Origin of the sequence: Streptomyces sp. NPDC001292, assembly GCF_042896465.1 — a bacterium.
GTDB lineage: Bacteria > Actinomycetota > Actinomycetes > Streptomycetales > Streptomycetaceae > Streptomyces.
On the sequence record NZ_JBIAXG010000002.1, the window covers coordinates 419,269 to 446,024 of the forward strand.

The following is a 26,756-nucleotide window of genomic DNA, read 5'->3' on the forward strand; positions in this document are numbered from 1 at the left end:
GGCAGAAAACAGGAGTCATACGTGTTCGATCCCCTCTACGACGTCGCCGTCGTCGTCCCCATATTCAACGTGGAGAGATATCTCCAGGAGTGCCTGGACTCGCTGGCCCGCCAGACGATATTCGACCGTTGCCAGGTGATCCTGGTCGACAACGGCAGTAGCGACAGCTCGCCCGCGATTGCCGCGAAATTCGCCGCGCAGCATGAGAACGTATGGGCGTTCGTGCATCCCGAGGGAAAGGCCGGCGGGGCCAGGAACGCGGGAATGGACTTGGTCAGCGCCAGCTACATCACGTTCTGCGACTCCGACGACGTATTGCCCGACGATGCCCTGGAAACCATGTGGCGGACCGCGGTCAAGGAACGTGTGCCGCTCACCATCGGACGGATGGCGACGTTCCCGGAGGAGACCAACTGGCCCTGGCTTCGCTACTTCGGGAAGCAAGTCCAGGTGCATCCCGGAATCGAGAACATCCCAGAGATGATTCACGGCGGAAGTGCCTGCCACAAGCTCTTCGACGTCGAGTTCATCCGCGCGAACAACATCCGGTTCCGCGAAGGCGTGCACTTCGAGGACGCGTTCTTCTCGGTTCCCGCCATGCTGCTCGCGGACCGCATCGCGATGGTGCCGAGCACGGTCTACCGGTACCGCAAGCGCGCCGCCGAGGACTCCACGATGGACAAGTTGTGGGAGCGCACGGCGAACTACTGGGACCACCTCCTTCTGGAGGAGTACCTGATGACGCTCCGCCGCCGCCTCTCCGGCCACCGGCAGGAGGTCCTCAACCGGTTCCTGGTGCGCAGCTACCAGGGTTTCGCCCTGCGTGCCCCGCAGGCCCTGCCCGAGGAGGAACTGTTCCGGCTCTTCCACCGGGCCCGCGCCGTCTACACGCAGGTGACGCCCGACGCGGTCCTGGCCTCCACCCACGACACCCGCCACCGGGTGCCGTTCCTGGCGATGTACATGAACTCGTACGAGCTCTTCGCCCGCCCGGAGCAGGCGATCAGCGGTGTGTACGGACGAGGCGGAGACCTCTACCTCGATGTCGCGGTGCCGAGCGCGCTGCTCCCGCTGACGAAGGTCTCCTCCACCAGCGTGCATGTGGAACGGATCCAGGCGGATCCCGAATCCGGCGGAATCCTCGTGGCCGGCCGGTTCGTGCTCAACGGACTCCCGATGAGCCGGCCCATGCGCAATCCCCTGCAGCTGTGGGTGGAGAAGAGCGGTCAGATGGTGGCCGCACGGCAGGTGTGGCGCAGTGACCTGCTGGCGACGCGTGACGATCTCGCCTGGGGCGGATTCGAGGCGGTCGTCCCGGCAGGCGCCGTCAAGGATGGTGAGTTCCCGCTGAAGCTGGTGTTCTGCACCTCCGGCCGTGATGTCTCGCGTCCGTGCATGACCACCACCGCGATGTTGCGCAGCGCCCGTCCCATGAAGGTCGCGGACCGCTGGGTCCTTCCGCTGTCGAAGGGCAAGGACAACGCTGTGCTGGTGGTCCGGGAGGCGCAGGGCCGGGACGGCGACCGGGCCTGGGAGAAGTTCCTTGAGGGCCTGGACGATGACCAGAAGAAGCGCAAGGCGCCCTTCTGGCGCGCCCGCGCCATCCGGCGGGCCACGCTCAGGTTCTTCCGCCGCAAGGAGATCTGGCTGATCGGCGAGCGCAAGGACACCGCACAGGACAACAGCCTGCACCTGTTCACGTATCTGCGCACGCACGAGCGCCGCCGCAAGGCCTACTACATCATCGAGAAGGGCAGCGCGGACCGGGCCAAGCTGAAGCGCCTGGGGAACGTGGTGGCGCACAGCTCCTGGAAGCACAAACTGCTCATGCTGCACGCGTCGCTGCTCATCAACGCCTACGACATCGACTCGTACATGCTTCCCGACGGCTGGGACCGCACGAAGTACCTCAAGCACCTCAACTGGCGCGTGGGTGCCCGGCGGGTCTTCCTCCAGCACGGGGTCACCGACGAGGACGGCAGCAAGGCCCTGCACCGCAACCGGACCGGTGTGGACCTGGTGTTCGCGACCAGTGATCGGGAGGCCCAGTACTTCTCCGAGCACATGCACTACGGAGACCAGGTCAAGGCGCTGGGCTTTCCGCGTTTCGACGCACTGCAGCCGGACCGCGGCCGACGGCGTGTCCTGCTGATGCCCACCTGGCGCAAGTACCTGACGATCCCCTCCTACCTCCAGCAGGACGGGGCCGACCAGGCCGCAGTCGACGAGATCTTCCGGGAGTCGACCTACCGGGCGTTCATGGTGCAGTTGCTGCGTCACCCGAAGCTGATGGAGGCGCTGGAGTACTACGACTACGTGCTCGACTTCCTTCCGCACTACGAGATGCGGAACATGATCGAAGGGGTCGTACCGGACCACCCCCGAGTGCAGCGCCTGGACCAGACGAAGGTCAGCGTTCAGACGGCCCTGCGCCAGTGCGACCTGTTCATCACCGACTGGTCCTCGGTCCACTTCGACATGGCCTATCTCGGCACGCCGCTCGTCTACGCCCGGTTCGACCCGGACGAGTACTGGGCGAAGCACGCCAGAAAGGGATACTTCGATGCGGCGCACGATGGGTTCGGACCGGTGTGCGGCAACGTCGAGGAAGTGGTGACCGAAGTGATCCGCTATCTCAGCAACGGGTGTGTGCGCGAGCCGGAGTACGACTACCGGGCGCGTGCGTTCTTCGCCTTCGAGGACCGCAACAACTGCGCCCGTGCAACGGCCGCGATCGCGGAGCTCGCGGCATCGGACGTGTAAGGCCCCGCCTCACCGGCTGCGGCGCAGCGTCACCGTACCGATCAGGGCATGATGCTCGGAGCAGAGACGCATGCGGCGGCAGGAGGTCGGTACCGTGAGCGAGTCCGCCGCCTACGCGCCACTGATCTGTGTGGCGCGTACGAAGAGGTAGTCGAGCCTGACGTCGGTCCGGCCCGGCCCAGGGCAGTCGGCGGGCACGGTGAAGGCCCGCTCGCCGTGACCGGTGCAGTGCCCGAGGTCCGCGCCGTCCAGTTCGCACTGCGCAAACCCAGTTGCCGTGGTGCGCCCGGGAGTTGCCGGACGACGCGTGATCCGGTCCAGGCGGGCGTGGCGCGGCTGGGCGTCGAAGTCACCGGCCACCAGAGAGGACTGGCCGGCCGTGGGCGCGGCTTTGAGCCGTGCCCGGACGGCGGCGATCCGGCGGTCGTTGGGCGACCGGCCGTTCCCCGGGGCGGCGCGGGGCGTCAGATGGGTGGTGCGGAACCGCCGCCCACGCCTTCCTCACCGAGCAGCGGCCGGCCCCGAAAGCCGACACGCCCCCTCCAGTGCTGTGACCGGAAAGGTTCACCGGCTCGCGACGCCCGGTACGGCACCTCGCCGCGTTGTCGCATCACCCGAGTACGTCCGGTACGCGGGCGACGCTCCGCCTTGCGATGCTCCCCCACTGCCTGAAGGGCGTGGGAGGTGCCCCCGGCACCGGCGCTGCGAGCTTCCCGGCAAACCTTCCCGGTCACAGCACCAGCAAATGCTCGACGCTCTCCAGGACCTGGTGACCTGCTGGACCGGCATCTGCAGCACCTGCCACCAACCCCTGCCCAGCAGGGCCACACCAAGATCAAGACAGACCCAACGGAGTCCTATGGGTCAAAAGAGGCGCGGGGAACTGCGTGACCAGCCACAGCCGATCCGCAGTCGCCCCACGCCCCTCAGGAAACAGAGCGCTTACGCGGGCACGCTCGCCACGCCCGCGTCCAGGAACCGCTTGCCGTTCACGCGTTCCGACACGCCCTCGCGGTCCAGGTACGGCGTGATGCCGCCCAGGTGGAAGGGCCAGCCGGCGCCGGTGATCAGGCAGAGGTCGATGTCCTGCGCCTCGGCGACGACGCCCTCGGCCAGCAGCAGGCCGATCTCCTGCGCGACCGCGTCGAGCACCCGCGCCCGCACCTGCTCCTCCGTCAGGACGGTGTCGCCCTGCTTCAGGAGGGCGGCGACCTCCGGGTCCAGCTCGGGCTTGCCGCTGTCGTAGACGTAGAAGCCGCGCTTGCCGGCCTCGACGACCGCCTTGAGGTTCGGGGAGACCTTGAAGCGGTCCGGGAAGGCCTGGTTGAGGGTCTCCGAGACGTGCAGGCCGATCGCCGGGCCGACCAGTTCGAGCAGGACCAGCGGGGACATGGGCAGGCCGAGCGGCTGCACCGCCCGCTCCGCCACCTCGACCGGGGTGCCCTCGTCGATCACGTTCTGGATCTCGCCCATGAAGCGCGTCAGGATGCGGTTCACGACGAACGCCGGGGCGTCCTTGACCAGGACCGCGGTCTTCTTCAGCTTCCTGGCCACCGCGAAGGCGGTCGCCAGCGAGGCGTCGTCCGTCCGCTCGCCGCGGACGATCTCCAGCAGGGGGAGGATCGCGACCGGGTTGAAGAAGTGGAAGCCGACGACCCGCTCGGGGTGCTTCAGCTTCGACGCCATCTCCGTGACGGAGAGGGAGGAGGTGTTGGTGGCGAGGATCGCGTGCGCCGGGGCGACCGCCTCGACCTCGGCGAACACCTTCTGCTTGACGCTCATCTCCTCGAACACGGCCTCGATGACGAAGTCCGCGTCCGCGAAGCCCTCCGCCTTGTCCAGGACACCGGTCACCAGTGCCCTGAGGCGGTTGGCCTTGTCCTGGTTGATCCGGCCCTTGCCGAGCAGCTTGTCGATCTCGGCGTGGACGTAGCCCACGCCCTTGTCGACGCGCTCCTGGTCGATGTCGGTCAGGACGACCGGCACCTCCAGGCGGCGCAGGAAGAGCAGGGCCAGCTGGGAGGCCATCAGGCCCGCGCCGACCACGCCCACCTTGGTCACCGGGCGCGCCAGGTTCTTGTCCGGGGCGCCGGCCGGGCGCTTGCCGCGCTTCTGCACCAGGTTGAACGCGTAGATGCCGGCGCGCAGTTCGCCGCTCATGATCAGGTCGGCGAGGGCCTGGTCCTCGGCATCGTAGCCCTGCTGGAGGTCGCCGCTCTTCGCGGCGGCGACGATGTCCAGGGCGCGGTAGGCGGCGGGGGCCGCGCCGTGCACCTTCGAGTCGGCGATGAACCGGCCGCGCGCGACGGCCTGGTCCCAGGCCTCGCCCCGGTCGATCACCGGGCGTTCGACCTCGATCTCGCCCTTGAGGACCGCCGCTGTCCAGGCCAGCGACTGCTCCAGGAAGTCGGCGCCCTCGAACAGGGCGTCGGCGATGCCGAGTTCGTGGACCTGCTTGCCCTTGAGCTGCTTGTTCTGGTTGAGGCTGTTCTCGATGATGACCGTGACGGCCTTGTCGGCGCCGATCAGGTTCGGCAGCAGCGTGCAGCCGCCCCAGCCCGGGACCAGGCCCAGGAACACCTCGGGGAGCGAGAACGCCGGGAGGGCCGCGGAGACCGTGCGGTAGGTGCAGTGCAGGCCGACCTCGACGCCGCCGCCCATCGCCGCGCCGTTGTAGTACGCGAAGGTGGGCACGGCCAGCTTCGACAGCCGCTTGAAGACCTCGTGGCCGCCCCGGCCGATGGCCAGCGCGTGCTCGCGCTCCTTGAGCAGCTCCACGCCCTTGAGGTCGGCGCCGACCGCGAAGATGAACGGTTTGCCGGTGATGCCGACGCCGACGATCTCGCCGTCCGCGGCCTCCCTCTCCACCTGGTCGATGGCGGCGTCGAGGTTGGCCAGCGAGGCCGGGCCGAAGGTGGTCGGCTTGGTGTGGTCCAGGCCGTTGTCCAGCGTGATGAGGGCGAAGCGGCCGCCCGCGGCGGAGCCGCTGCCGGATCCTGTCCGGGGCAGGTCGAAGTGGCGTACGTGCGCCTGCGTGACGACCTCGTCCGGGAACAGCTCGGCCGCGCCCTTCAACAGCTCAGCGGTGGTGCTCACTTGTCGCCTCCGTCGAAGTGCGGGTTCTCCCAGATGACCGTGGCGCCCATGCCGAAGCCGACGCACATGGTGGTCAGGCCGTAACGGACCTGTGGCCGCTCCTCGAACTGGCGGGCCAGCTGCGTCATCAGACGGACGCCGGAGGAGGCGAGCGGGTGGCCGAAGGCGATCGCGCCGCCGTACTGGTTGACGCGCGCGTCGTCGTCCGCGATGCCGTAGTGGTCGAGGAGGGCCAGGACCTGCACGGCGAAGGCCTCGTTGATCTCGAACAGGCCGATGTCGGAGATCGACAGGCCCGCCTTGGCCAGGGCCTTCTCGGTGGCCGGGATCGGGCCGTAGCCCATGACCTCCGGCTCCACGCCCGCGAAGGCGTAGGAGACCAGGCGCATCTTGACCGGCAGTCCGTGCTCGCGGGCGAACTCCTCGCTCGCGATGATCGAGGCGGTGGCGCCGTCGTTCAGACCGGCCGCGTTGCCCGCGGTGACCCGGCCGTGCACGCGGAACGGCGTCTTGAGGCTCGCCAGGTTCTCCAGGGTGGTGCCCGGACGCATCGGCTCGTCCGCCGTGACCAGACCCCAGCCGGTCTCGCCGCCCTCAGGGTTCGTGCGGCGCACGGAGATCGGCACCAGGTCGGCCTGGATGCTGCCGTTGGCGTACGCCTTGGCGGCCCTCTCCTGCGAGCGCACCGCGTACTCGTCGGCGCGCAGCTTGGTGATGTGCGGGTAGCGGTCGTGCAGGTTCTCCGCGGTCATGCCCATGAACAGGGCGGACTCGTCGACCAGCTTCTCGCTGACGAACCGCGGGTTGGGGTCCACGCCCTCGCCCATCGGGTGGCGGCCCATGTGCTCGACACCGCCCGCGATGGCGACGTCGTACGCGCCGAAGGCTACGGAGCCGGCGACCGTTGTCACGGCGGTCAGCGCGCCCGCGCACATCCGGTCGATGGAGTAGCCGGGGACCGAGGTGGGCAGGCCGGCGAGGATGCCGGCGGTGCGGCCGATGGTCAGGCCCTGGTCGCCGATCTGTGTGGTCGCGGCGATGGCGACGTCGTCGACCTGCTGCGGGTCGAGGCCGGGGTTGCGGCGCAGCAGCTCCCGGATCGCCTTCACGATGAGGTCGTCGGCGCGAGTCTCGTGGTAGATGCCCTTCGGGCCCGCCTTGCCGAACGGGGTGCGGACGCCGTCGACGAAGACGACGTCCCTGACGGTACGAGGCACGATGGCTCTCCTCCAGGGTGCGGGACGGCACTGCCGCGCAGCGCTGAGCGCGCGCTCAGTCCCATGCTACTCGTGAGTAATGTGACTGCCCAGTCCCCGCGCCCACAGCCGCGCCCACAGCGGCGAACGTCACACTGCCGGCGGTGCCGTCGGACCCCGCGGAGTCAGCACGGGAGTCGGCACGGGATGCGAGCCCGGACCGTCTTCCAGGAGGGCGCCGAACAGGGTGCGGGCCACGTCCGCGCCGAAGCCGTGCACCTCGTGGCTCATCGCGGACAGCGTCGGGTGGGTCAGCCGGCACAGCTGGGAGTCGTCCCAGGCCAGCAGGGACACGTCGGCGGGGACGCGCAGGCCCGTCCCCGCCGCCACGGACAGTCCGGCCACCGCCATGATGTCGGTGGCGTAGACGATCGCCGTGGGCCTCTCCGGCGGGGTCGCGGACAGCAGCGACCGTGTCGCCCGCGCCCTCGTCTCGCCGGAGAAGTCGGTCGCCACCTGCCACGCCCCGGCAAGCTGAAGGCTGCGCGCCGCCGCGTCGAACGCCGCCGCGCGGATCGCCGTGTGCCCGAGGGCCGCCACGCCGCCGACCCGGGCGATCCGCCGATGCCCGAGTGCCGCCGGATAGCGCACGGGCTCGGTGACCGCGGTGGCGTCGTCGGTCCACACCGATGTGAGCCCGCCGGTCAGCGACGGGTGCCCCACGGCGACCACGGGCAGTCCGATCCGCCGCGCCACGGCCGGCCGGGGATCGTCGGTGCGGAAGTCGACCAGGATCGAGCCCGCGATCTGCCGGGCCTTCCACCACGTCTCCAGCAGGCCCGCCTCCTCCCGCGGTTCGCGTACGAGCCGCAGCAGCAGCGAGCGGGAGTGCTCGGCCAGGACGCTCTCCACCCCCGATATGAACTCCAGGTAGAAGGGTTCGAGCCCGAGCAGCCGGGCCGGCCTGCAGATCGTGAGCCCGACCACGTCCACGCGCGAACCGGCCAGCGACCGGGCGGCCGGATTCGGCGCCCAGCCCAGCTCGCGCGCGGCCCGGAAGATGCGGTCGCGGGTCGCTCCGACAGACCCGGCTTGCGGTTGAAGGCCGGCGACACCGCTCCCTTGGACACCCCCGCACGGGCGGCCACGTCCTTGATGGCGACGCGGGGTGCCGTCATCGGGCGGGCTCCACGCAGTACAGGGCCGACCGGACGGCGTCGGCCGCCTCTTGGCCGTGCGGGATCTTCCAGCCGTCGACCCCGATGGTCACCCGTTCACCGGGGAGCAGGGTGACCAGCCCCTTGTCGGCCCGTGCGGCCGGGTCCAGCCGGTCGGCCTGGAGCAGCAGGTCCCGCACCAGGGTGCGGGCGGTCACGGTGACCGCGCCCGGCGCGACGGACACGTCGAACTCCGGTCGCGGACAGGGGATGTCGCGGTCCGGCACCGGGAAGTGCAGGGCGCGCAGGCCGTCCGCGTCCGCGACCAGGAACTCCTTCGGGCCGGACGGCACCAGTTCGGGCGGGACGGGGACGTGCGCGACCGTGCGTGCCGCGGCTCCCAGGTCCGTGCGCGTGGAGGCGACCACCTCGCCCGTGACGGACATCCGGCGCAGGGTGAGCTCACCCGCCCACGGCGTGGCCGACTGGTTGACCGCGGCCAGCACCAGCCCGCCGTCCCGCGCCCGGAGGGTCAGCAACCGGTCCGCGTAGAGCCGTTTCAGCTCGTGGTACAGCGGCTTCTCCCGCCCGTCGCCGTCGATCGCCGCCCAGGACGTCACCGGCCAGCAGTCGTTGAGCTGCCACACGACCGTGCCCGCGCACACGGGCCAGTGCGAGCGCCAGTGCTCGATGCCGGCGGCCACCGCCCGGGCCTGGTTGAGCTGGGTGAGATAGTGCCAGCGGCCGAAGTCCCCTTCGGGCAGGGCGAAGTGCCGGGCCAGTCCGCGCTCCAGCTTGCCGTTGCCGTCGGCGGCCTTCTGGTGGTGCAGCATGCCGGGGGAGTCCGGGGCGAGTTCCTCGCCCGGCAGGGCACGCCGCAGGGTCGCGTACGCGGGTGGCGCCTGCCAGCCGAACTCGGCCACGAAACGCGGCACGTTCAGCCGGTAGTCCGCCCAGTCGCGCCGGTTCCACACCTCCCACGAGTGGTGCGTGCCGTGCGCCGGGTCGTTGGGGTGGTGCGCCCAGGACCCGGACCAGGGGCTGCCCGCCGTGTACGGCCGGGTCGGGTCGAGTTCGGCCACCAACCGGGGCAGCAGCCCCAGGTAGTACCCCTCGCCCCACGAGTCGCCGGCCAGCTTCCGCTCCCAGCCCCAGTCCCTGAAGCCCCACAGGTTCTCGTTGTTGCCGTTCCACAGCACGAGGGAGGGATGCGGCATCAGGCGTACGACGTTCTCGCGGGCCTCGGCCTCCACCTCGCCGCGCAGCGGCTGCTCCTCGGGGTAGGCGGCGCAGGCGAACGGGAAGTCCTGCCAGACCAGCAGGCCGAGTTCGTCGCAGGCGTCGTAGAAGTCCTCGCTCTCGTAGATCCCGCCGCCCCAGACCCGGACGAGGTCCACTCCCGCCGCGGCCGCCTGGCCGAGCCGCTTCCGGTAGCGTTCGGGGGTGATCCGGGAGGGGAACACGTCGTCCGGGATCCAGTTGACGCCCCGCGCGAACAGCCGCTCCCCGTTGACCACGAGGGTGAAGCCGCTGCCGTGCGCGTCGGCGGAGGTGTCCAGCTCCACGGTCCTGAAGCCGATCCTGTGGCGCCGGACGTCCAGCGCCTCCGCACCGTGCAGCAGCGTCAACTCCAGCTCGTACAGCGGTTGTCCGCCGTACCCGCGGGGCCACCACAGGTCGGCGTCCGGCACCCGGAGCCGTACGACCCCGGCCATGCCGTCGAGAGCCGCCCGCGCCCGCACCCCTCCCACCCGGGCCTCAACGGCGAGTTCGGCCTCGGAGCCGATCCGCTCCACCTCGATGTGCACCTCGACCACGCCCGTGCCCCCTTCGACGGTGACGAGAGGGCGCACCCGGTCGATCCGGGCCGTGGACCACGACTCCAGCCGCACCGGGCGCCAGATGCCCGCCGTGACCAGGGTCGGCCCCCAGTCCCAGCCGAAGGAGCAGGCCATCTTGCGGATGTGGGCGAAGGGTTCGGCATAGGCGGCGGGCCGCTCCCCGACGCGTGCGCGCACGGCCTCCGCCTCGGTGTACGCCGAGTCGAAGCGCACCGCCAGGCGCCCCCGACGCCCCGTCACGTCGAAGCGGTACGAGCGGTGCATGTTGCGCACCCGGCTCAGCCGGCGGCCGTCCAGGGTGATCTCGGCGGCGGTGTCGAGCCCGTCGAAGACCAGGTCGGTCCGCTCGTGCTCCGAGCCGGTGTCCAACCGCCTCTCGTACGTCCACTCCCGGCGGCCCACCCATGCCACGTCCGCCTCGTTCCGTCCGAGGAAGGGATCCGGGATCAGCCCCGCGGCCAGCAGATCCGTGTGGACGCAGCCCGGCACGGCCGCCGGGAGCGCCGCACCCGCGTCGTCGGGGTGTCGCAGGATCCATCCCTCGGTGAACGGCGTGGCCCGAAGCATGCGCTCTCCCTGAACCGGTCCAACCCAACTGATCTGTGCTGTCGCAGCGTTGGCGAGATCCGGACTCTACCGGTTGAGAAAGCGCTGTCAGGGCGCCGAACCGGCCAACCCGGCCGCCCGGCCGTACCGGTCCATCCGCCCGAACGCGCCGAGAAGTACCGGTTCACCGACTTCACCACGGTCGGCGGGAAGGTCTACGGGCAGAGCCCGATCGGCGTGATGCGCCCGGAAGATCATCTTCCCGTTGCTGCAGCCCGTGATCGCTACGGTCGAGAACGTGAAAGGGATCACCGTCCACAACGACTTCTGCGTCCCCTTCCTCTACATGCCCTCCGAGGATCTTGGCGTGATCCCGACGTCCCTGTTCCGCTTCCGCGGACCCTTCGGCGCCCACCGGGAGACGATTCGGCAGGAGCGGTCCTCGTGATCCTGCCGACCTTGATCGTCTTTCTGTTCCTTCAGCGCTTCGTCCACAACGGCTTCATGAAGGGGGCGACCAGGTGGGGCACGGGCACACCCGGGTGACGAGGGAGGAGCGCCCAGCCGGACAGGCCCTACGCGCCCCGGGCCACCAGTGCCTTCACCAGCACCGGCGTGACCTGCTCCACCTGCCACGGCCGCGCACCGTACCCGGCGAGGGCGGCGCCGACCGACTCGGCGTCGGCGCCCTTCGGCGGCTCCCAGCACAGGCGCCGCACGATGTCCGGCGAAACGAGGTTCTCCTGCGGCATGTTCAGCCGCTCGGCCAGCGCCGACACCTCGGTCTTGGCGGCGGCAAGCCGTGCCGCCGCGACCGGGTCCTTGTCGGCCCACGCCCGCGGCGGCGGAGGCCCGGTCACCTGCTGCCCCTGCTGCGGCAGCGCCGACTCGGGCAGGGCCTTGGCCCGCTCCACCGCGCTCTGCCACTGCTCCAGCTGCCGGCGTCCGGTCCGGTGCCCGAAGCCGTTCAGTGTGGCGAGCGCGTGCACGTTGGCCGGCAGGGCGAGCGCGGCCTCCACGATGGCCGCGTCCGAGAGCACCTTGCCCGGCGAAACGTCCCGCCGCTGGGCGATCCGGTCCCGGGTCTGCCACAGCTCCCGCACGACGGCGAGCTGCCGCCTGCGCCGCACCTTGTGCATTCCGGAGGTGCGCCGCCAGGGATCCTTGCGCGGCTCGGCCGGCGGCGCCGAGGCGATGGCGTCGAACTCCTGGAGGGCCCACTCCAGCTTGCCCTGCCGGTCCAGCTCCTTCTCCAGGGCGTCGCGCAGGTCGACGAGCAGCTCCACGTCGAGCGCCGCGTACCGCAGCCACGGCTCGGGCAGGGGCCGGCTCGACCAGTCGACGGCGGAGTGGCCCTTCTCCAGGACGAAGCCCAGCACGCCCTCGACCATCGCGCCGAGCCCCACCCGCGGGAACCCGGCGAGCCGGCCGGCCAGCTCCGTGTCGAACAGGCCGGTCGGCAGCATGCCTATCTCGCGCAGGCACGGCAGGTCCTGGGTGGCCGCGTGCAGCACCCACTCGACGCCGGACAGCGCCCCGCCGAGTCCGGACAGGTCGGGGCAGGCGACGGGGTCGATCAGCGCGGTGCCGGCGCCCTCGCGGCGCAGCTGCACCAGGTAGGCGCGCTGGCCGTAGCGGTAGCCGGAGGCCCGTTCGGCGTCGACGGCTACGGGGCCGGAGCCGGCGGCGAACGCGGCGGTCACCTCGGCGAGCGCGTCGGCGTCGGCGATCACGGGCGGGATGCCCTCACGGGGCTCGAGCAGGGGGATCGGCGCCCCGGTGCCAGAAGATCCGCCGTCGTCCGGAGGGGCGCCTCCGGTGGTTCGCAGTGAGCTGTCTGCTGCGGTCTCTTGGGCGTCGGTCACCTGTCAAGAGTATCGGTGGATGGACGGCGCCCGCCGACGGAACGTTCCGTCGGCGGGCGCCGGGGGGTCGTAAACCGGTCAGGCAGGTGATACGTCCGGCGCACGACCGGCAGGGGCACACGCGGAGCGCGAGCGGGGGGAGGGGGCGGTTTGTCGTACCGGCGGATCGGGTGCCGAAGGTGCTGGTGGCGGGACGTGGCAGGGACGTGCGAGGGGATCGGGGACAGGGGCGGAGATTTCGAGAAAGGGGTCGGTCAGGGGGGTCAGTGGATGATGCCGGTCCGCAGGGCCACGGCGACCATGCCGGCCCGGTCGCCGGTGCCGAGCTTGCGGGCGATGCGGGCGAGGTGGCTCTTGACGGTCAGCGCGGACAGGCCCATCGAGACGCCGATCGCCTTGTTCGACTGGCCTTCCGCGACCAGCCGCAGCACCTCGACCTCGCGGCCGGACAGCTCGCGGAAACCACCCGGGTGACTCGGGGCGCCCGGGGGGCGGCGGTGCAGTCGGGCGGCCGCGGCGCCGATGGGGGCGGCGCCGGGCCGGGTGGGGAGCCCGACGTTGGTGCGGGTACCGGTGACGACATAGCCCTTGACTCCGCCGGCCAGCGCGTTGCGGACGGCGCCGATGTCGTCGGCGGCGGACAGGGCCAGGCCGTTGGGCCATCCGGCGGCGCGGGTCTCGGACAGCAGTGTGAGCCCGGAGCCGTCGGGCAGGTGGACGTCGGCTACGCAGATGTCACGCGGATTGCCGATACGGGGACGGGCCTCCGCGACGGACGACGCCTCGATGACATCACGGACTCCAAGCGCCCACAGATGACGGGTGACGGTGGAACGGACGCGCGGGTCCGCCACGACGACCATGGCGGTCGGCTTGTTCGGGCGGTAGGCGACCAGGCTTGCGGGCTGCTCGAGGAGAACGGACACCAGGCCTCCTGGGGGGTGGGGGGACGGGGCCGGCTTGTGGGGATGAAGCCGGGAAGAACCGTGCTTGCAAGGTCACAGTCGTCTTCGGCATCAAACCCGGTGTCCTTTAGAGAATGATCACGATCTGGTGAGTGACCGAGCGTTAAATTCGAACGTGTTGCCGATAGTCCGAAGGTCGAATCGGCTCGCTTGGGGTCGTTCGGGAGCGATACCTGCCTCAAAGTGGCCGTATCGACAAAGAAACGACAAGAAGCCGGTGAGGCGCCCGCACAGGTGTACGCGCGCGGGTGCCAGTCCGCCGTCAGCGTGGGTGCGGGTCCTTCGTCAGCGCGACTGCGGACCGCGCCGCTGCGGCAGCGTCACCACCGACGCGTCCCCCGGACCGGCCGGCGGCAGCCCGGCGACCTGAGCGAGCAGATCGCACCAGGACGCCAGGTGCGCCGCGGTGTCCGGCACCCCGCCCAGCCCCTCCCGGGGTGTCCAGGAGGCGCGGATCTCGATCTGCGAGGCGGCCGGGCGCGCCGACAGCCCGCCGAAGTAGTGCGAGCTCGCGCGCGTGACGGTCCCGCTCGGCTCGCCGTACGTCAGCCCGCGCGCCTGGAGCGCCCCGGTCAGCCACGACCAGCACACGTCCGGCAGCAGCGGGTCGGCGGCCATCTCCTGTTCCAGCTCCGCGCGCACCAGCGTCACCAGCCGGAACGTGCCCCGCCAGGCGTCGTGCCCGGCCGGGTCGTGCAGCAGCACCAGCCGGCCGTCGGCCAGGTCCTGCTCCCCGTCGACGACCGTGGCCTCCAGCGCGTAGGTGAACGGGGCGAGCCGCTGCGGCGGCGGGACCTGCTCGATCTCCAGCTGCGGCCGCAGCGGCGCGGCCCTCAGCGCGTCGACCGCCGCCCGGAACGGCAACGGAGCCTGAGCGGTCCTGCCCGCATCGCCGTCCCCTTCCTTCGGATCGTCCATTCCGCCAGTGCCGTCCGACAGTCGTCCCTGAGCCGCAGCCATGCCGGGAAGATTAAGGGGAACCGGGCCTTCGTGCAGGGCAAGACACCCCGCCACCGTCGGCGGCGCCGCACCGGGGCCGCACACCGGGGCCTTCGCGTCATCGGGGGGCATGCGAGACTTGCGGGCGTGAGTGCCAACCAGACGCCCGCGAGCCGGCAGCCGCAGACAGCCACCTACGACTCCGCCTTCCTGAAGGCGTGCAGGCGTGAACCCGTGCCGCACACGCCCGTGTGGTTCATGCGGCAGGCCGGGCGCTCCCTGCCGGAGTACCGCAAGGTGCGCGAGGGCATCCCGATGCTCGAGTCCTGCATGCGACCGGAGCTGGTCACCGAGATCACCCTCCAGCCGGTCCGCCGGCACAACGTGGACGCGGCGATCTACTTCAGCGACATCGTCGTGCCCCTCAAGGCCATCGGCATCGACCTGGACATCAAGCCCGGCATCGGCCCGGTCGTCGAGCGTCCGGTGCGCACCCGCGAGGACCTCGCGCGGCTGCGCGACCTGACCCCCGAGGACGTCTCCTACGTCACCGAGGCGATCGGCCTGCTCACCCGCGAACTCGGGGCCACCCCGCTCATCGGCTTCGCCGGCGCCCCCTTCACCCTCGCGAGCTACCTCGTGGAGGGCGGCCCCTCCCGTACGTACGAGAACGCCAAGGCGATGATGTACGGCGACCCCGAGCTGTGGGCCGACCTGCTCGACCGTCTCGCCGCCATCACGACCGCCTTCCTGAAGGTGCAGATCGAGGCGGGCGCGAGCGCCGTGCAGCTCTTCGACTCGTGGGCCGGCGCCCTCTCGCCCGTCGACTACCGCCGCTCGGTGCTGCCCGCCTCCGCCAAGGTCTTCGAGGCCGTCGCCGAGTACGGCGTCCCGCGCATCCACTTCGGCGTCGGCACCGGCGAGCTGCTCGGCCTGATGGGTGAGGCGGGCGCGGACGTCGTCGGCGTCGACTGGCGGGTCCCGCTCGACGAGGCCGCGCGCCGCGTCGGGCCCGGCAAGGCGCTCCAGGGCAACCTCGACCCGACCGTGGTGTTCGCCCCCCGGCAGGCCATGGAGGCCAAGGCGCGGGAGGTGCTGGACGCGGCCGCAGGCCTGGAGGGTCACATCTTCAACCTCGGCCACGGCGTCATGCCCTCGACCGACCCGGACGCGCTCACCCACCTCGTCGAGTACGTCCACACGCAGACCGCCCGCTGAGCCGCCGTCCTCCCCCCGGTGCCGTCGCACCGGGGCGAGGGCCGGGGTGGGCTCGTCGGCCGTCAGTACCGCAGGCGGGTGGCCGCCACGATGCTTTGCGGCGTCGCCCCTTCGAACCGGGCGGTCTCCGCACGGCGTACGGCGACGACCGCGTCGGACAGCGGCTCTCCGACGGGCCACCGCATCGCCGGCGGCCCCTTTTCGGCTTTTCAGCGCAACTGCTCCGTCTCCGGCCCCGGTACCAACTCCAGGCCGCTGTCCGCGGGCAGGGTCTGCCGGTAGCCGGTGTACATGTGTTCGGTCGCCAGGCGGACCAGACGGTCCTCGTCCGCCGCGGGCGGCGTCCAGGATGGCGCGGTGCTCGCTCACCATCACCGGGACGCTGCCCGGCTCGTGGACGTAGGAGCGGGTGATGCGGCGGCGCGTCCTGGGTCCGATACCCGGTTTCCTCTCGCTGTTTTCCCCGAGCGTCGCGAAACCGGATGGTGTAGGCGTGCGGGCAACGGCTGGGCTTGGAGGCACGACGCGAACTGGGCAGCAGACGATAGAGGAGTACGCCCAGACGTGGTTGCCGAGGCAGCGCAAGATAACCGAATACTCGACCGCGAAAACCCTGGCGAGCCACTTCAGGGCACAGATCAACCCGGTGATCGGATCGCGGAAGCTGAATTCGGTGACACCGACCGTGGTGGAGGACTTCCTCGATCACTTGGAGGCGGAGGGGGTGGGCCGTGGACACCAGTTGAACGTCTACCGGGCCCTGTCGGCTCTCCTCCGGGATGCGTTCGAGAAGGGGGCCATCGCTGATGACCCTCTTCGCGGAGTGCAGAAACCCGAGTACAGCCAGACCAGCCGCACCCCGCCGGCGCCGGCCCGGGCGCTCGCCTTGACCAGCACGTCGGTCCACAGCAGGCCCTTGACATGGGTCGGGGTGAGCGGCTTCGTCGGAGTGATCGTCACCGGTGCCACGACGAGTTCGGCGACGGGGGCGCCTGTCAGCTGCACGGGCACGCCGTTCGTCCGGATGGGCGGTGATTCAGGTCCCGCTGTGAGTCAAGTCCTGAGGTGAGTCAAGTCCTTTCTCGCACAAGGGACTTGAGGGACACAGGAGGCGAGGCTAACCAGGCCGGAAATGGGGCGTCCAACAAACGCCGTTCGGCTGGCACCTTGCTGCCAATTCCGCGCCGGGGGCACCCCGGACCCTGCGGAAAACCGCAGGGTCCGGGGTGGGGGGAACCGCACAAGTTCGACGGCTATCCGCATACCGGCACTGAGCTGGGATTTCTAGCGTGGTCACCGGATCGCGGCACCGGCCCGCGGCGTGCGCTTCGTATCTGGAGACTTCGAAATGGACCACATCACCCTCGCGCTGCCACAGGAGCCCGCGGACGGCATCGCGGGATGGGCCGCCGACCTGGTGGACGCCATGGGCGCGCCCGGCGCCGGCCTCGCTGTCGCCCTGGAGAACCTCTTCCCGCCGCTGCCGAGCGAGATCATCCTGCCGTTGACCGGCTTCGCCGCCGGACAGGGCGTCATCAGTCTCTTCGCGGCCCTGTTCTGGACCACGCTCGGCTCCGTGGTGGGCGCCACCGTCCTCTACTACATCGGCGCGCTGTTCGGCCGGGAGCGGATGTACGCGATCTGGGCCAGGCTGCCGCTGGTCAAGACCTCCGACCTGGAGCGGACGGAGGAGTGGTTCGCCAAGCACGGCACCAAGGCCGTCTTCCTCGGCCGCATGGTGCCGATCTTCCGCAGCCTGATCTCCGTGCCGGCCGGCCTCGAACGCATGCCGATGCCGACCTTCCTGACGCTGACCGCCATCGGCAGCCTGATGTGGAACGCCGTCCTGGTCATGTCCGGCTACTGGCTGGGCGACCAGTGGGACACCGTCGGTGACTACGTCGGCGTGATCAGCAAGGGCGTCCTGGTCCTGGTGGTCGCCGCACTGGCCTTCTACATCGTGATCCGGCTGCGCTCCCGCGGCACCGCCCAGCACCGCCGTACGTCGTGACCAGCCCCGTCCTCACACAGGCCGAACGATCTTGCCCCGGCTGCGCCGCCCGACTACGCTCGGCGAGCGTGCAGGGGGATTCGGCGGACACGACCACCCAGCCCCTCCCGACGGCGCCCGGAACCGCGCTGCCGGGAGGTGAGCCCACGGCGACGCCGACTCCGGCGCTGCCGCTCCGGGCCGCCGGAGTCATCCTCGGCTGTCTGACCGCGCTGCTGGGACTGCTGTACTTCGTCGTCGCCGGCACCCCGCTCGGCCCGCTGCTGCTGTGGCCGCGCACCCGGCGGCGGGCGTTTGTCGTCCTGACTGCCGGGGCCCGACGGCTGACGGCGCTCGAACGGTGGCGCCGCTCGGTCTTCTTCGGGGACCGCTTCCCCGACCGGCCCGTGCCCGACCAGCGCATCCTGCGCTACCTCGCCACCCGCACGTACGCCGGCCTGGTCACCGGCGTCGTGCTCGGCCTGCTCGCCTTCGGCGCCGTCCTCGCGGGCCTGCTCGTCGCGAGCCTGGTCCGGGGCACCCTCGACTGGGGGGAACTGGTCACCCAGGCCCTGCTCGGCGGGGTGCTGCTCTTCCTGGACGTGCAGGGCCTGTTCTCGCTGGAGGCGCTCGACGCGCGGCTGGCCCGCGAGTGCTTCGGCCCCTCGGAGCGCGAGCTGATGCAGCAGCGCATCGACGAACTGGCCACCAGCCGGGCGGCGGTGCTCCAGGCCGTCGACACCGAGCGTCGGCGCATCGAGCGGGACCTGCACGACGGGGTGCAGCAGCGTCTGGTGGCGCTGGCCATGCTCCTCGGACGGGCCCGTCGCGGCGGCCGTACGCCCGAGCAGGCGCGCAGTCTGCTGGAGCAGGCCCACAAGGAGTCGCAGGACGTCCTGACGGAGCTGCGGGAAGTGGCCTGGCGGGTGTATCCGACGGCGCTGGACAACCTGGGGCTCCAGGAGGCGCTGGCCGGGGTGTCGGAGCGGTGCAGCATCCCCATCCGGACGGACTTCGCGCTCGCCAAGCCGCTGCCCGCCTCCGTCGAGACCGCCGCGTACTTCGTCGTGTCGGAGTCGGTGACCAACGCCGCCAAGCACTCCGCCGCCACGGAGATCCAGGTGAGGGTCCGCACGTACGGGCCGGTCCTCGTCATCCGGGTCGAGGACAATGGCGTCGGCGGCGCGAGACCGGAGGGCAGCGGGCTGACCGGGCTGCGCAGCCGGGTCGGTGCCCTGGACGGCCGACTGCACGTCCACAGCCCCTCCGGGGGGCCCACCACGATCACCGCGGAGCTGCCGTGCGCGTAATGCTGGCCGAGGACTCGACCCTGCTGCGAGAGGGGCTGGTCCGGCTGCTCACCGAGGAGGGCCACGAGGTCCTCGCCGCGGTGGGTGATGCCGTCGCCCTGCTGCGGGAGGTCGAGGCCCAGCCGCCGGACATGGTCGTGGTGGACATCCGGATGCCCCCCACCCACACGGACGAGGGGCTGCGGGCCGCGCTGGAGATCCGCAAGCGGTGGCCCGGGGTCGGGGTCCTCGTGCTGTCCCAGCACATAGAGCGCAACTACGCGGCGCAGCTGCTGACGTCGAACGCGGAGCGGGTCGGCTATCTGCTGAAGGACCGGGTCGCCCAGGTGGAGGAGTTCCTCGACGCGCTGGAGCGGATCCAGGCGGGCGGCGCCGCCATCGACCCGGAGGTCGTACGGCAGCTGGTGATCCGTACGACGCACAGCGACCCGCTGGCCCGGCTGACCCCCCGCGAGCGCAGCGTCCTGGAGACCCTGGCCCAGGGGCACACCAACGCGGCCATCTCGGAGAAGCTGCACATCTCCATGAGCACGGTGGAGAAGAACCTCAACACGATCTTCGACAAGCTCGAACTCGCGCACACCACCGGCTACAACCGCCGCATCCTGGCCGTACTGCGCTATCTGGAGTCCTGACGCACGACGTGCCGGGCGGCGGGGATCCCCCGTCGCCCGGCATGCACGCCGTGGTCACTCGCCGGACCCACCCGTCACCGGAATTCCGTCACTGGAACGAGTACGGGTTCAGCGCGTCGTCCGGCAGGTGCTCGATCTGGATCCGGTCGCCGATTCCGGCCTCCTCGGCGAGTTCGAGCAGCACGTCGAGGGCCACATGGTCCTCCAGCCCGAAGCCCGTCGAGTCGAAGATCGTCACGGAGTCCCGGTGCCGGGCCGCCGTCTCCGGGTCGGCGCACAGGGCCATCAGGTCGGGCCCGATGTCGCCCTCCTCCAGCTGCTGGCACTCTCCCTCCCGCAGCGCCTGCGCCCGGTGGTCCGGCGTCACCAACGCCGACTTCAGCACCGCCTCGGGCACCTCGAACTTGCCGATGAGGTCGGCCCTGATGGCGTTGATGTGCACGTGCGGCCGCAGGTTGGTGCCGCTCAGCACCGGCCCGTCGCCGACGCCGACCGACGTGACGGTGCAGATGATGTCCGACGCCGCCTCCAGCTCGGCGAGCTCCACGACCCGGACGTCGATGTCGAGGAAGTCCACCCGGTCCGCGAAGGAACGCGCGTGGGCCGGCTCGATGTCGTACATCAGGATCTGCTCCAGCGGGAACACCCGGCTGAGGGCGTGCGCCTGGGTCACCGCCTGGGCGCCGGCGCCGACCAGGCCGAGGACCCGGCTGTCGGGACGGGCCAGCAGCCGGCTGGCGATCGCCGAGGCGGCACCGGTACGGATCGCGGTGGGCAGGATTCCGTCGCACACCGCCAGCAGACGGCCCGTCACGTCGTCGTAGCGCGTGAGGGATCCGATGATGGTGGGCAGCTGGAACGTGCTGGGGTTGGACGGCGTGTAGGCCACCGTCTTGATCGTTATGGAACGTCCCGGATCATGGTGCGGCATCCACTCGGCGATGGCTGTGTTGTCCGGGCCGCGCAGAAAACCGTCCCGGGTGGGGCTCACGCCTTTGTCCGGAGCGGTGAACGCCTCCTGGAGTCGGACGATCATCCGGTCCATGAAGCGATCGTTGCCGCTCTCCTTGACGAGTTTGGCAACATGCTGCCGGGTGAGGACCGTGGTCTCCATTTTCTCCCCTCGACTGCAGTCGCGCCTCGGCAACTAATTGCCAAGGAATGTACGTCCGCCATTCAATGAGCTACGATCCGCGATCGGCCGACCTTTCGTGCAGGAAGCTATTGCACAGCCTTTTGCGGGTGCCGCCCAATTCGCGCTCCGAACGTAACGGTCCGGCTTTTGGTGGTCAAGGATTCCCAGGGGCGGTACGGTTTCCCGCAGGTTTCTGCCTGCGGTTTCCCGCAGGGCGGCACCTGCGGTTTTCCGTATGTTGAACCTGCGGAAAGCAACGGTCACCACGACGGTTTACCTCGTATCCACCCCGCTGCCGGCGCATCTAGCGTTTTCCACGTCGAGATCCGACCGACTTCCCGGGCCGGACCTGCAGCAACGGAAGGAAGCAAGGTGCGAAAGAAACCGGCAACGGTACGGATTGCGCGATGGAGTGCCACGCATCCGTGGTCCGCCATCGGCCTGTGGGTCGTGTTCGTCGCCGCGTGCCTCTTCCTGGGCGGAGCGGCCGGTACGAACGCGATCAGCGACGAGGAGTCGGGGGTCCGCGAGTCGGGCCGGGCCGGCAAGATCGTGCACTCCGGTGACTTCCCCGAGAAGGCCGAGGAGAACGTACTGATCACCGCCGAGAACGGCGGGAAGCTCGACCCGGCGGCCGGCCGGGAAGCGGCGGCGGACGTCGTGGAGCGGATGAAGGCGCTCGACGAGGTGGAGAGCGTCGGCGACCCGGTCCCCTCGCCCGACGGCAAGGCGGTGCTGGTCCCCGTCACCATGAAGGGCGACACGGAGAACGCCGACCAGCGGGTGCAGCCACTGCTCGACGTCAGCGCGTCGGTCCAGGAGGACCACGACGGCCTGCGGGTCGACGAGGTGGGCACCGGTTCGACGGCCAAGGGACTGTCGGAGACGCTCGGCGATGACTTCAAGAAGGCCGAGCTGATCAGCCTGCCGCTGACCCTGCTGATCCTGCTCGTCGTCTTCGGCGCGATCATCGCGGCCGGCGTGCCCGTGGTGCTGGCCCTCTCGTGCGTCGGCGCCGCCATCGGACTGTCCACAGTCGCCTCCCACGTACTGCCCGAGACCAGCGCGGTCAGCAACGTCATCCTGCTCATGGGCATGGCCGTCGGCGTGGACTACTCGCTCTTCTACCTCAAGCGGGAGCGGGAGGAGCGCCGCGCGGGGAAGTCCCACGTCGACGCGATCGAGGTCGCCGCGGAGACCTCCGGGCACACCGTCGTGGTGTCCGGCACCACGGTCATCGTGGCGATGGCCGGCCTCTACCTGGCCAACGAGGCGACCTTCGCCTCCCTGGCCACCGGCTCGATCATCGTCGTGGCGGTCGCCGTACTGGCCTCGCTGACCGTGCTGCCCGCCCTGCTCGCCAAGCTGGGACGCTGGGTCGACAAGCCCAGGGTGCCGTTCCTGTGGCGGCTCACCATGCGCTCCGGCGAGTCGAGGGTGTGGCCCGCGCTGCTGCGTCCGGCGCTGTCCAAGCCGGTCATCACGCTGGTGGTGTCCGTGGGCGCGCTGCTGCTGCTGGCCGTGCCGGCCCTCGACATGAAGCTCAAGCAGCCGGGCTCCGACGACCTGTCCCGGGACATCCCCGTGGTGCAGGCGATGGACCGGCTCACCGAGTCCTTCCCCAGCAAGGGCACCGTGCACCAGGTCGCCGTCCGGGCGCCCGCCGACCGGGCCGACGAGGTGAAGTCCGCGCTTCAGGGCCTGCTGGAGCGCACCGCGGAGGACGACCTGTTCGCCCACGACTCCACACCGACGATCAAGGAGTCGGCGGACCACCGGGTCCACACCGTGGACGTGGGCACGCCGTACCAGCCGAAGAGCGACGAGGCCCGCGAGTCCCTGGACCTGCTGCGCGACTGGGTGCCGCAGGCCATGGCCGACGTGCCCGACGCCGAGAGCGCGGTCGGCGGCAAGGTGGCGCAGGGCGTGGACTTCACGGGCCACCTCGAGGAACGCATGCCCTGGGTGGTGGGCTTCGTCCTGCTGCTGACCTTCGTCACCATGGTGATGATCTTCCGGTCGCTGGCCGTGGCGCTCTCCGCGATCCTGCTGAACCTGCTCTCCGCGGCGGCCTCGTTCGGTGTGCTGGTTGCCGTCTTCCAGAACACCTGGGCCGAGGGCATCCTCGACTTCCACAGCTCGGGCGCGGTCGTCTCGTGGTTGCCGCTGTTCTTGTTCGTGGTGCTGTTCGGGCTGTCGATGGACTACCACGTCTTCGTGGTCAGCCGGATCCGCGAGGCCGCGCTCGAGGGCGTCACGACCAAGGTCGCCGTCCGTGAGGGCATCACCCGCTCCGCGGGCGTAGTGACCAGCGCCGCGATCGTCATGGTCGGTGTGTTCGCGATCTTCGGCACCCTGAGCATGGTCGAGTTCAAGCAGCTGGGTGTGGGTCTCGCGGCGGCCATCCTGCTGGACGCCGTGATCATCCGGATCTACGTGCTGCCGGCGCTGATGACGGCCCTGGGCAAGTGGAACTGGTGGCCCGGCAAGGTCTCCGGCGGCACGGGTGGACCGGCCCCCGTCCCGGACCAGGCCGAGCCCACCCGCCACCACTCCGAGGAGCAGCCCCAGTACGCACGGTTCGCCTCCCCGCAGCAGCAGTACGGTCAGCCCTACCAGCAGGACGGGTATCAGGAGCCGTACCAGCAGGGCGGTTACCAGCAAGGCGGTCATCCGCAGCAGGAGACGCGGCCCGGCCAGCACCGCCGTGATACCTCGCGACCTGACTACTACCAGCCGTAGAGCCAGGTCCCTCCGCCGAGGAGGGAGGGTCGCCCGTCACCCCCGGACGGAGACGACCCTCCCTCCTCTCCTTTTTTGCGCCCCCGCGCGCATTCCCTCCCGGCAACCAGCTGCCAACCGGGCCCGCCCGGCCCGGTGCTGCGGCGACGGTGGAGGTGCAGCAACCGACCTCGACGGGAGCCAGCATGCGGATCAAACAGAGACCCACCCACCGGTTACGGGCCGCGCTGTACACGCTGGGAGCACTGCTCCTGGCGCTCGTGACCGGCCTGACCACCGCCACCCAGTCCCACGCCGCCACGGGATGGCAGCCGGTGCCGCCCCCGGCACCGGCCGGACTCAGCTCCTACGTGCCCTTCGACGCGACGTCGGCCGTGGCACGCAGCACCGTGCAGACCACCAGCACCTGTCTGCCCTGCGAGTACGAGCACACGCTGTGGACCCGGCAGGCCGGCACCTGGCGCAGCCTGCCCATGCCCCCCGACGGCGCCTCCACCGACGTCCTCACCGGCACCGCGCGCGACGACGTGTGAGCCCTCGGGCGCGGTCAGTGCAGCTTTTCCCCGCAGCCGCCGAGGAGCGTGCCGCACCAGAAACGGTCAGTGCTGAACTGACGACGGAACTCGTCCAGGTTGTGCGGTTCCTCGGGGAGGATGACGGGCTGGTCCGAGTCCCGTCCCCCGATGACTGCGGTCTGGACGAGACGGGTGTCGATCTGCGGCACCTTCGCCCCCCGAAGTGGATGTACGACAACCTGCTGGAACAGCAGGTGAATTGAGGATGGACTCCCCCATGCGAGCGCACAACATGCGACAAGTGCGACTTGAAGACCCAGCGGATCGGACGGAGTCACTTGCTGCCGAGGTACGTCATGTCGAGTGCACGGCCGACAAGCGGCGTAGCGGCGATGCACCGCCCCTCCTGATCTCACATGCCTGCCTGCCAGTTCCGGATGGACTGGTCAAGGTGCGAACGCAGCCGAGCCGCCGCGTCCTTGCCCGGCAACAACTCGTCGTACGTCTCGCTGGGCTTGTTCGCGATGAGCGCGGCCAGGTTGGACGAGCTCTTCGACGGAAACACCAGGGAGCAGCGTTTCTGGCCAAGTTCCGTGGACAACCCCAGAAACGCGCGGCCGATCCCGAGGCCGGGTGAGGTGCTGTAGTTCTTCGCCTCGATCGAGGCGATCAGCCCCCTGCTGTGGCGGGCATGGACCGCACCCCGGCGGCTACGTTCTGCCTCCAGGTGGTCGATGACGGCTACATCACATTCATGCGCGACCCGCGAGCTGCCGAGGACGTACACGCCGAGGTGGATCTCCAGCTGCTTCTGCAGACCGGGGAAGGTCACCAGCGCGTAGGTGAAGTCGCCCGACCACAGGTTCCCCGGGGCTCGGCGGAACCGGAGGGCCGAGGCGGGGGTGTTGCCATCCTGCGTCAGCAGCACCGTGCCCCCGGCGGACTGTGCCGCCTCCAGGGACAGAACCAGCAGCGAAGCCTCATAGAGGTCGGACTCGTCCGCGTCGTTCCTGTAGACCTGGCTCAGGACACCGATCGCCTTCTCAATGGCGAGGATGAGGTCGCCCTGCTCATCGGGCACCCTCCGGCTGCATCTCGTCGATGCCCTCGGAGAGGAGGTCACGCACGGTCGCCAACACGGCCCGGGCATGCTCCGTTTCCTCAGCAAGGTGGATGAAGGACGGGTTCTCCTCCTCGGGGTCACCGAATCGGATCTCCTGCTCCGTGCCACGCTCCATGGTCAGTTTCAGGGCCGCCTGTCGAGAGGCGTACATGGTCTCGGCAAGGGTGAGGAGCGCCTCCCGGATCAGTTCGACGCGTTCCTCCCCGCTGTACGGAATCACGGCGACGTCGGTCTTCCCGAGAGCCGGCAGATGAGCTTCCTCCAGTCGGCTGGCCCTCTCGTGCCTCTCCTCACGCCGGAGCTTCTGGCCGGACACCGCACGGCCCCGTTTGAGTTCCTGGTCCAACTGGGTTGCCAGGTCTGGGAAGTCAGCCTTCAGCCGCTCCATGACGAATGCGTACTGCTCGCTCTCGACGCTCACTTCTCTCCTTACTCACCGTCCCGCGCGGTACGGCAGTTTCGTCGGACACGTTGTCCGTGCTGGGGAACCTCGGCATCTCGCCGTTCGGACGGAAGACGTCCGTCAGCGTGTGATCGCGACGACCTCGGCATGGGGTGCTCGGGGGCCCCGTCGGGCTCAGCTGGGAGCCCTTGGGGGCCTCCACCCCGAGCTGCGATGGATGGGCTCGGTGCGACCCTCACGGGGACGCTTCTTGTCTGACGAGGCGTCAGAGAAGTCAGCAATGGGTCAGCATGAGCCCTGCCAGAGGCTCAAAGATCTGGCAAAACATGCGGATGGTTGAATCGTTCAATGACTGACGGCTAGCCTGAGAATGCAAATGTCGCTTATCCAAAGCTATCCGGATTTTCCCTGCGCTGCCCGGCCCCTGGCCCTACCAGGCCCGTCGCGTCTGCCGTCCGAAGAGGATGCCGCCCGGTTCGGGCGGTGGGGGAGTGCCCGGCTTGAACGGCCAGGCGAGCAGCATGCCCGCGACGAAACCGACCACGTGGGCCAGGTACGCCACGGTGCCCGTCTCGGCGACGGCCTGGCCGGAGGAGTAGAACGCCTGGAGCACGAACCAGGAGCCCAGCACCACCCAGGCCGGCAGCCGCAACGGCAGGAAGATCAGGAAGGGGACGAGCACCCACACGCGTGCCTTCGGGTAGAGCAGCAGGTAGGCGCCGAGGACACCGGCGATGGCTCCCGAGGCGCCGATCAGCGGAGTGGTCGACTGGGAGTTCATGAGAGCAAATCCGTATGCGGCCGCGTACCCGCAGACCACGTAGAACAGCAGGTACCGCACATGGCCCATGCGGTCCTCGATGTTGTTGCCGAAGATGAGGAGGAACAGCATGTTGCCCAGCAGGTGCAGCCAGCTGCCGTGCAGGAACATCGCCGTGAGGACCGACAGTACGGGCGACTTGTCGTAGGTGGGCGGCCCCATCACGCAGCCCGGCCCATGCACGCCCAGCCCGACGGCGCCCGTCGGGACCAGCGACGGCATCTGATGGTGGATCAACTCTCCGGGCACCAGCGCGTACTGCTCCGTGAAGGCCTGCAGATGGCACAGCTGCGCCAGCGTGCTGCTGCCCGTGACGGATCCGGAGATGCCGGGCGTGAGCAGGAACACGACGAAGTTCGCGGCGATCAGGGCGTACGTCACCCAGGGGGTGCGTCGCGCCGGGTTCACATCATGGACGGGAATGACCACAGAAAAGTACTGCCCGCGATGCGCTCGCCGAACCGGTGAACGCCGCCGTCCGCGTGTGCGTATGTCTT

Annotated in this window: 21 protein-coding genes and 2 pseudogenes; 9 read left to right on the forward strand and 14 right to left on the reverse strand. The window is 70.0% G+C overall.

Annotation, left to right across the window (positions count from 1 at the left end; translation table 11 throughout):
* Positions 1 to 21 precede the first annotated feature (21 nt).
* Complete coding sequence (locus ACFY4A_RS04680; RefSeq protein WP_390827912.1) at positions 22 to 2,763, forward strand: CDP-glycerol glycerophosphotransferase family protein; 2,742 nt, start codon at positions 22 to 24, stop codon at positions 2,761 to 2,763.
* Between the two features lie 111 nt (positions 2,764 to 2,874).
* Here ACFY4A_RS04680 and ACFY4A_RS04685 read toward each other — a convergent pair whose 3' ends face one another.
* The 5 genes and pseudogenes from ACFY4A_RS04685 to ACFY4A_RS04705 all read right to left on the reverse strand — a co-directional run bounded on the left by ACFY4A_RS04685 (position 2,875) and on the right by ACFY4A_RS04705 (position 10,620).
* Positions 2,875 to 3,123 (reverse strand): hypothetical protein, encoded by a 249-nt coding sequence (locus ACFY4A_RS04685; RefSeq protein ID WP_390827913.1) that lies wholly within the window; start codon positions 3,121 to 3,123, stop codon positions 2,875 to 2,877.
* 582 nt (positions 3,124 to 3,705) lie between these two features.
* On the reverse strand, positions 3,706 to 5,859 hold the full coding sequence (locus ACFY4A_RS04690) for a 3-hydroxyacyl-CoA dehydrogenase NAD-binding domain-containing protein (protein ID WP_390827914.1): 2,154 nt from the start codon (positions 5,857 to 5,859) through the stop codon (positions 3,706 to 3,708).
* The gene (locus ACFY4A_RS04695) at positions 5,856 to 7,076 is read right to left on the reverse strand and encodes a thiolase family protein (RefSeq protein WP_390827915.1); all 1,221 of its coding nucleotides are present in this window, start codon (positions 7,074 to 7,076) and stop codon (positions 5,856 to 5,858) included. Before ACFY4A_RS04695 ends, ACFY4A_RS04690 begins: the two co-directional genes overlap by 4 nt.
* A gap of 129 nt (positions 7,077 to 7,205) precedes the next feature.
* A pseudogene (locus tag ACFY4A_RS04700) lies at positions 7,206 to 8,233 on the reverse strand (LacI family DNA-binding transcriptional regulator).
* Positions 8,230 to 10,620 (reverse strand): glycoside hydrolase family 2 protein, encoded by a 2,391-nt coding sequence (locus ACFY4A_RS04705; protein WP_390827916.1) that lies wholly within the window; start codon positions 10,618 to 10,620, stop codon positions 8,230 to 8,232. Before ACFY4A_RS04705 ends, ACFY4A_RS04700 begins: the two are co-directional and overlap by 4 nt.
* Positions 10,621 to 10,846: 226 nt before the next feature.
* On the opposite strand from ACFY4A_RS04705, the pseudogene ACFY4A_RS04710 reads away from it, so the two are divergent.
* Positions 10,847 to 11,145: pseudogene (locus ACFY4A_RS04710) on the forward strand (carbohydrate ABC transporter permease); the annotation flags it as partial.
* A 29-nt stretch (positions 11,146 to 11,174) separates the two neighbouring features.
* Here ACFY4A_RS04710 and ACFY4A_RS04715 read toward each other — a convergent pair.
* From ACFY4A_RS04715 to ACFY4A_RS04725, 3 genes are all read right to left on the reverse strand, one after another.
* On the reverse strand, positions 11,175 to 12,464 hold the full coding sequence (locus ACFY4A_RS04715; protein WP_390827918.1) for a ribonuclease D: 1,290 nt from the start codon (positions 12,462 to 12,464) through the stop codon (positions 11,175 to 11,177).
* Between the two features lie 263 nt (positions 12,465 to 12,727).
* Positions 12,728 to 13,390, reverse strand: coding sequence for a response regulator transcription factor (locus tag ACFY4A_RS04720; RefSeq protein WP_100572546.1), 663 nt, complete (start codon positions 13,388 to 13,390; stop codon positions 12,728 to 12,730).
* Positions 13,391 to 13,714: 324 nt separating this feature from the next.
* Complete coding sequence (locus ACFY4A_RS04725; protein ID WP_390827919.1) at positions 13,715 to 14,389, reverse strand: DUF3000 domain-containing protein; 675 nt, start codon at positions 14,387 to 14,389, stop codon at positions 13,715 to 13,717.
* A 126-nt stretch (positions 14,390 to 14,515) separates the two neighbouring features.
* Here ACFY4A_RS04725 and hemE point away from each other — a divergent pair, with 126 nt between their 5' ends.
* Entirely contained in the window at positions 14,516 to 15,586 is a 1,071-nt protein-coding gene (gene hemE / locus ACFY4A_RS04730; RefSeq protein ID WP_390827920.1) for a uroporphyrinogen decarboxylase, read from the forward strand.
* Positions 15,587 to 15,648: 62 nt separating this feature from the next.
* Here hemE and ACFY4A_RS04735 read toward each other — a convergent pair whose 3' ends face one another.
* Positions 15,649 to 15,771 carry a hypothetical protein gene (locus tag ACFY4A_RS04735; protein WP_390827922.1) on the reverse strand — a complete coding sequence of 41 codons (123 nt, stop codon included), beginning with the start codon at positions 15,769 to 15,771 and terminating at the stop codon, positions 15,649 to 15,651.
* A 227-nt stretch (positions 15,772 to 15,998) separates the two neighbouring features.
* Here ACFY4A_RS04735 and ACFY4A_RS04740 point away from each other — a divergent pair, with 227 nt between their 5' ends.
* The 4 genes from ACFY4A_RS04740 to ACFY4A_RS04755 all read left to right on the forward strand — a co-directional run bounded on the left by ACFY4A_RS04740 (position 15,999) and on the right by ACFY4A_RS04755 (position 19,521).
* A complete protein-coding gene (locus ACFY4A_RS04740; protein ID WP_390827923.1) occupies positions 15,999 to 16,655 on the forward strand; it encodes a hypothetical protein in 657 nt (218 codons plus the stop codon).
* 279 nt (positions 16,656 to 16,934) lie between these two features.
* Positions 16,935 to 17,597, forward strand: a complete 663-nt coding sequence (locus ACFY4A_RS04745) for a DedA family protein (protein ID WP_390827924.1) — start codon at positions 16,935 to 16,937, stop codon at positions 17,595 to 17,597.
* Between the two features lie 68 nt (positions 17,598 to 17,665).
* Positions 17,666 to 18,886: a sensor histidine kinase gene (locus tag ACFY4A_RS04750; protein WP_390827927.1), complete on the forward strand. Its 1,221-nt coding sequence runs from the start codon at positions 17,666 to 17,668 to the stop codon at positions 18,884 to 18,886.
* Positions 18,886 to 19,521, forward strand: coding sequence for a response regulator (locus tag ACFY4A_RS04755; protein WP_390827954.1), 636 nt, complete (start codon positions 18,886 to 18,888; stop codon positions 19,519 to 19,521). Before ACFY4A_RS04750 ends, ACFY4A_RS04755 begins: the two co-directional genes overlap by 1 nt.
* 88 nt (positions 19,522 to 19,609) lie before the next feature.
* On the opposite strand, the gene ACFY4A_RS04760 is transcribed toward ACFY4A_RS04755, so the two are convergent.
* Positions 19,610 to 20,635, reverse strand: a complete 1,026-nt coding sequence (locus tag ACFY4A_RS04760) for an ornithine cyclodeaminase family protein (protein WP_390827928.1) — start codon at positions 20,633 to 20,635, stop codon at positions 19,610 to 19,612.
* A gap of 393 nt (positions 20,636 to 21,028) precedes the next feature.
* On the opposite strand from ACFY4A_RS04760, the gene ACFY4A_RS04765 reads away from it, so the two are divergent.
* On the forward strand, positions 21,029 to 23,398 hold the full coding sequence (locus tag ACFY4A_RS04765) for an MMPL family transporter (protein WP_390827929.1): 2,370 nt from the start codon (positions 21,029 to 21,031) through the stop codon (positions 23,396 to 23,398).
* Positions 23,399 to 23,583: 185 nt separating this feature from the next.
* On the forward strand, positions 23,584 to 23,931 hold the full coding sequence (locus ACFY4A_RS04770) for a hypothetical protein (RefSeq protein WP_390827930.1): 348 nt from the start codon (positions 23,584 to 23,586) through the stop codon (positions 23,929 to 23,931).
* A gap of 14 nt (positions 23,932 to 23,945) precedes the next feature.
* On the opposite strand, the gene ACFY4A_RS04775 is transcribed toward ACFY4A_RS04770, so the two are convergent.
* The 4 genes from ACFY4A_RS04775 to ACFY4A_RS04790 all read right to left on the reverse strand — a co-directional run bounded on the left by ACFY4A_RS04775 (position 23,946) and on the right by ACFY4A_RS04790 (position 26,688).
* Complete coding sequence (locus ACFY4A_RS04775) at positions 23,946 to 24,122, reverse strand: hypothetical protein (protein ID WP_390827931.1); 177 nt, start codon at positions 24,120 to 24,122, stop codon at positions 23,946 to 23,948.
* A 203-nt stretch (positions 24,123 to 24,325) separates the two neighbouring features.
* Positions 24,326 to 24,994 carry a hypothetical protein gene (locus ACFY4A_RS04780; protein WP_390827932.1) on the reverse strand — a complete coding sequence of 223 codons (669 nt, stop codon included), beginning with the start codon at positions 24,992 to 24,994 and terminating at the stop codon, positions 24,326 to 24,328.
* Positions 24,984 to 25,457, reverse strand: coding sequence for a hypothetical protein (locus ACFY4A_RS04785; RefSeq protein ID WP_390827933.1), 474 nt, complete (start codon positions 25,455 to 25,457; stop codon positions 24,984 to 24,986). The genes ACFY4A_RS04780 and ACFY4A_RS04785 overlap by 11 nt, the downstream gene beginning before the upstream one ends.
* A 412-nt stretch (positions 25,458 to 25,869) precedes the next feature.
* Complete coding sequence (locus ACFY4A_RS04790; RefSeq protein ID WP_390827934.1) at positions 25,870 to 26,688, reverse strand: rhomboid family intramembrane serine protease; 819 nt, start codon at positions 26,686 to 26,688, stop codon at positions 25,870 to 25,872.
* Positions 26,689 to 26,756 lie beyond the last annotated feature (68 nt).

Excerpts from the sequence above, each read along its gene's own strand:
- ACFY4A_RS04705 (WP_390827916.1), bottom strand. The coding sequence starts at position 10,620 with ATGCTTCGGGCCACGCCGTTCACCGAGGGATGGATCCTGCGACACCCC.
- ACFY4A_RS04725 (WP_390827919.1), bottom strand. The coding sequence starts at position 14,389 with ATGGCTGCGGCTCAGGGACGACTGTCGGACGGCACTGGCGGAATGGAC.
- ACFY4A_RS04735 (WP_390827922.1), bottom strand. The coding sequence starts at position 15,771 with ATGCGGTGGCCCGTCGGAGAGCCGCTGTCCGACGCGGTCGTCGCCGTA.
- ACFY4A_RS04740 (WP_390827923.1), top strand. The coding sequence starts at position 15,999 with ATGCGGCGGCGCGTCCTGGGTCCGATACCCGGTTTCCTCTCGCTGTTT.
- ACFY4A_RS04745 (WP_390827924.1), top strand. The coding sequence starts at position 16,935 with ATGGACCACATCACCCTCGCGCTGCCACAGGAGCCCGCGGACGGCATC.
- ACFY4A_RS04755 (WP_390827954.1), top strand. The coding sequence starts at position 18,886 with ATGCTGGCCGAGGACTCGACCCTGCTGCGAGAGGGGCTGGTCCGGCTG.
- ACFY4A_RS04760 (WP_390827928.1), bottom strand. The coding sequence starts at position 20,635 with ATGGAGACCACGGTCCTCACCCGGCAGCATGTTGCCAAACTCGTCAAG.
- ACFY4A_RS04770 (WP_390827930.1), top strand. The coding sequence starts at position 23,584 with ATGCGGATCAAACAGAGACCCACCCACCGGTTACGGGCCGCGCTGTAC.